The 4199-nt window shown below is 64.1% G+C and carries 3 protein-coding genes and 1 pseudogene; 3 read left to right on the forward strand and 1 reads right to left on the reverse strand.

What is annotated here, in order from left to right; all coding sequences use genetic code 11:
- From ACESL5_RS09050 to ACESL5_RS09060, 3 genes are all read left to right on the forward strand, one after another.
- The coding region (locus ACESL5_RS09050) for a YchJ family metal-binding protein (RefSeq protein WP_372592462.1) at positions 1-99 on the forward strand (99 nt) is incomplete at its 5' end.
- Positions 100-298: 199 nt separating this feature from the next.
- Positions 299-712 (forward strand): (deoxy)nucleoside triphosphate pyrophosphohydrolase, encoded by a 414-nt coding sequence (locus tag ACESL5_RS09055; protein WP_372592459.1) that lies wholly within the window; start codon positions 299-301, stop codon positions 710-712.
- Positions 709-3909 (forward strand): DEAD/DEAH box helicase, encoded by a 3201-nt coding sequence (locus ACESL5_RS09060; RefSeq protein ID WP_372592460.1) that lies wholly within the window; start codon positions 709-711, stop codon positions 3907-3909. Before ACESL5_RS09055 ends, ACESL5_RS09060 begins: the two co-directional genes overlap by 4 nt.
- On the opposite strand, the pseudogene ACESL5_RS09065 reads toward ACESL5_RS09060, so the two are convergent.
- A pseudogene (locus tag ACESL5_RS09065) lies at positions 3885-4199 on the reverse strand (hypothetical protein); the annotation flags it as partial. The gene ACESL5_RS09060 and the pseudogene ACESL5_RS09065 sit on opposite strands and share 25 nt — an antisense overlap.

Below are 4199 nucleotides of genomic sequence, written 5' to 3' on the forward strand. Positions count from 1 at the left end.
GGTCGCGGACAGCGCCTGCACGAACGCAGCCGGTTCCGGCGGGTGAACGGGGAGTGGTTCTACGTGGATGGAAGCTTCCCGGGAACACGGCGGGCGTGAGGGTTTTTCGGTCGTGAGACACGGCTTCCTCACCCCCCCGGGGCATGACAGCTATACAGATTCCGCAAAGCACCGTCATCCGAGAATGGGCCGCGGCTACTCAGAGGCTGTACCGCTTGCACTTGAGAGCCCGTGGCTATCCGGGAAGCTGTCCGGTCCTCCCTGGTAGCATGCCACCAGTCAGAATGGAGAGCCCGGGTTGGATACGCTCACATCAACGACCCAGGCCGTTGTGGTCTGCGGGATCCTCGAGGATTCGTGCGGACAGATCTTCCTCGCGCGTCGGGGGATCGATCAAACACTTGCCGGGTATTGGGAATTCCCTGGGGGCAAGACGGAGCCGGGCGAGAGCCTGGAGGCTGCGCTGTGGCGTGAGTTCCGTGAGGAGCTGGCGATGGAGATCCGGGTGGGGGAAGAGATCGGTCGCACGTGGATTCCGGGGAACGGGGAGCTCCAGTTGGTCGCCCTGCGGGCATGGACGGATGACGTGGCGCCGAGGCTGACCGTGCATGACCGCTGGTGCTGGGTGTGCCCGCAGGAGGCCCGTGACCTCGATCTCGCGCCGGCCGACGTGCCATTGCTTGAATTCTTCATTGCTGGACGTTCCACATGAGCCGAGACGACCCAGCCAAGGGCATGTCCACGGTCGACTGGGTCGGACTGCATGAGCGCCTTGACACGCCTCGAGTACGCCAGGCGCTGGAGGCGCTTGGCCTGGAGGATCACGCCCGTTGGGGGAAGGGGCTCGAGGGTGACGATCTGGCGATGAGCCTGTTCGCCGAACTGGCGCAGCGGCTGGCGGAGCGGGCTGGAGAACTGCGCGAGAAGGGGCATGAGGACTGGACGCGGGCCGTGCAGGCACTGGCGGCCGCACTGACGGCGGCCGGCCATCCGCTGTCCGGGATCGAGGAGGACCTTCCGCACCCTCCGTTTCGGCAGCTTTTGGAAGTGCGTTCCCGGGCCGCCGACCGGGTTGGGCAGCGGGAGACGGTACGGCCCGACGTACCACTGGCCCTGTCGAGCCTGCTCACCGGGTCTGATCGCACACCGAGTCTCGTTACGCAGATCGAGAAGGAACTGGCCACCGCGGATCGCGCCGATTGGCTCGTGTCGTTTATCAAATGGAGCGGGATTCGGGCCCTGCGGGAGACGCTGAAGCGCTTTACCGAGACCCCGGCAACTTGCGGCTCGCCCAGGCTGCGGATCGCGACGACTTCGTACCTTGGGGCCACGGATCTGAAGGCGATCGAGTTTCTGCTGAGCCTACCGAACACCGAGATTCGGGTCTCCTACGACACGCACCGCACGCGACTGCATGCCAAGGCGTACCTGTTCCATCGGAACACGGGGTTTGGCAGTGCCTACATCGGGTCGGCGAATGTGTCGCGGGTGGCGATGGATGAGGGCCTGGAGTGGACGGCGAAGGTCAGCGAATATGAGCTACCGCATATGTGGCGCCAGATCCAGACCTCGTTCGAAGCACACTGGCAGGATCCGGCTGAGTTTGAACCCCTCGCCGCGGAAGATCTGCCTCGCCTGCAACAAGCGCTCGAGTCGGAAGCCTGCACAGGGTCGACAGTGCAGAAGGATGCCACCACGTTCTTCGATCTGCGTCCGTATGCGTTCCAGGAGGAGATCCTGGAGGACATCCAGCGCGAACGCCGTTCGGGGATCAACCGCCATCTGGTGATCGCCGCCACCGGTACCGGCAAGACCATGATCGCCGCCTTCGACTATCGGCGCTTTGCCCGCGAGCGGGCGAATAAGGGGCGGCCGTCGCTGCTGTTTATCGCCCACCGCGAGGAGATCCTGCGTCAGGCCATGGCCAGCTTCCGTCATGTGTTGCAGGACCACGATTTTGGCGACGTGCTGGTGGGCGGGGCGCGCCCGCGTCAGGACCGCCACCTGTTTTGCACGGTGCAAAGCTGGAATGCCCGAGACCTCGATCAACTCGCCCCGGGGCATTTCGATTACGTGGTTCTGGATGAGGCGCATCACAGTAGCGCCGGCAGCTACCTGCGCATCCTCGAGCATGTGCGGCCCAGATGCCTGCTCGGCCTGACTGCGACGCCGGAACGCACGGATGCCGACGATATCCGCAAGTATTTTGGCCAGCGCTATACGCATGAGATCCGCCTGCCGGATGCGATCGAAAGGCGCTTGCTGGTGCCGTTCCACTACTTCGGCGTGGCCGACCACGAGTCCGTGGATCTGAGCCGGGTGAGCTGGCAGCGCGGGGGCTATGACGCCGAAGAGCTGGAAGGCGTTTTCACCGGCAACCAGGCGCGCGCTGATTGGGTGTTGCAGCAGACCCATGAACACGCCACGGATCTCGGCACCGTCCGAGGCTTGGGTTTTTGCATCAGCCGCGCCCATGCCCGGTTCATGGCCAAGTATTTTTCGGCCAAGCAGGTGCCCAGCGCGGTGCTGACCGGCGAGAGCTCGGACCACGAGCGGGAGTCGGTACAGCGCGACCTGCGCGAGGGGCGCATTCGCTTCGTCTTCACGGTAGACCTTTACAACGAAGGTGTGGATCTACCAGAGGTCGACACGCTATTGCTGCTTAGGCCAACCGAGAGTCTGACAGTGTATCTTCAACAGCTCGGCCGTGGACTGCGCCTGAATGAGGGCAAGCCGCACCTGACGGTGCTGGATTTCGTAGCGCCACAGGATCGCCGCTTTCGCTACGCCGATCGTTTCCGCGCCCTCAGCGCCCGGCCGGAAAAGCGCGTGGACCACCAGATCGAGCAAGGCTTCCCTTGGTTGCCCAGCGGTTGTCTGATCCACCTCGACCGCCTGGCCAGCCAACGGGTCCTAGACAACATCCGCGCGCAGATCAATCGCCAGCGTCCGCAGATAGTCCGCGAGCTGAAGAGCTGTTTCCAGCAGGACATCGATGCCGTCAGCCTGCCCGAAATGCTCGACTGCCTGCATATGGACGATGCGGAGGATCTGCTGCGCAAAGACTTGCCGTCGCGGCTGCGCGCGGACTGTGGAGGCGAGTCGGCCGAAGCGCTGGGGCCCTATGCCAGCAGCCTCAAACGGGGGCTGCAGCGCTTGGTCCGATGCGACGACCGGCAGTTGCTGGAAACCCTGCAGACTCGTCTGGCGCAGCCGGCCGCGAACATGGATCAGCTTGCTGAAGAGGATAGGCTCCGGCTGACTCTTCTCCACAGCATGCTGTGGGGTAAGACACGGCCAGGGAGTGGCGATCTCTCCGCGGTGGACGGCTTCGTTCGCGAACACCGCCCGCTTTATCGCGATCTCCAGGAAGTACTCGCCTGGCGGCGAGAGCGGATGATACCGGGCAGCGGCATCACTTTCCCGGAGCAGACTGGGCCGCTGGAACTGCACGCGTCCTACACCCGCGAGCAGATCCTGCTGGCGCTGGGGCTAGGGAGCCTGGAGAAGCCGATTACCCAGCAGGAAGGGGTTCGTCATGTGCCCGAGCGCCGGGTCGATGCATTGTTCGTCACCCTGGAGAAATCCGAGCAGGAGTTCTCCCCCACCACCATGTACGAGGACTACGCCCTCAACGAGCGGCGGTTCCATTGGCAGTCTCAGTCCGGCACCTCTCCCACCTCGCACACCGGTCAGCGCTACATCCATCATGAAGAGCTTGGCTACACCCCCATGCTGTTCGTTCGGCGGGCCAAGCGCGATGCGACCGGCCTGAGCGAGCCGTTCACCTTCTGTGGCCCGGTTCGCTACCAGCGCCATGAGGGCAGCAAGCCGATGAGCATCGTCTGGGAGCTCGAGTACGAGATGCCCACACGGCTCCTGCATCACGCCCGCCGCACGGTGCTGTAAAGCGCAAAGTAGAAGGCGATGGCTTTATTGCCGTGGATGAGGGCGCAGCCTCCAAGGTTGTAGCGCAGGTGACGGGGAAGTACCACAGCGTTCCAGTCCGCGGCCCTTCCGAGGAGGTCCTGCCCGCTGTAGTCGTGGCGGATGCTGAGGATCTGCTCGGGGTGTTCAGCGCACTGCGCGATGCGGATGCGGATGCGGATGCGGTGATGCTGGATGCGTGTCAGGTGTTCCAACGCACGCTCCGGAGACAAGCCGGTATGGGCCGCGTGCAGACGCGCCCGCATCACCCG

This window comes from Guyparkeria sp., assembly GCF_041687595.1.
Lineage (GTDB): Bacteria > Pseudomonadota > Gammaproteobacteria > Halothiobacillales > Halothiobacillaceae > Guyparkeria.

Bases quoted from the DNA above. Each gene is read 5' to 3' on its own strand.
- ACESL5_RS09060 (WP_372592460.1), top strand. From the start codon at position 709: ATGAGCCGAGACGACCCAGCCAAGGGCATGTCCACGGTCGACTGGGTC.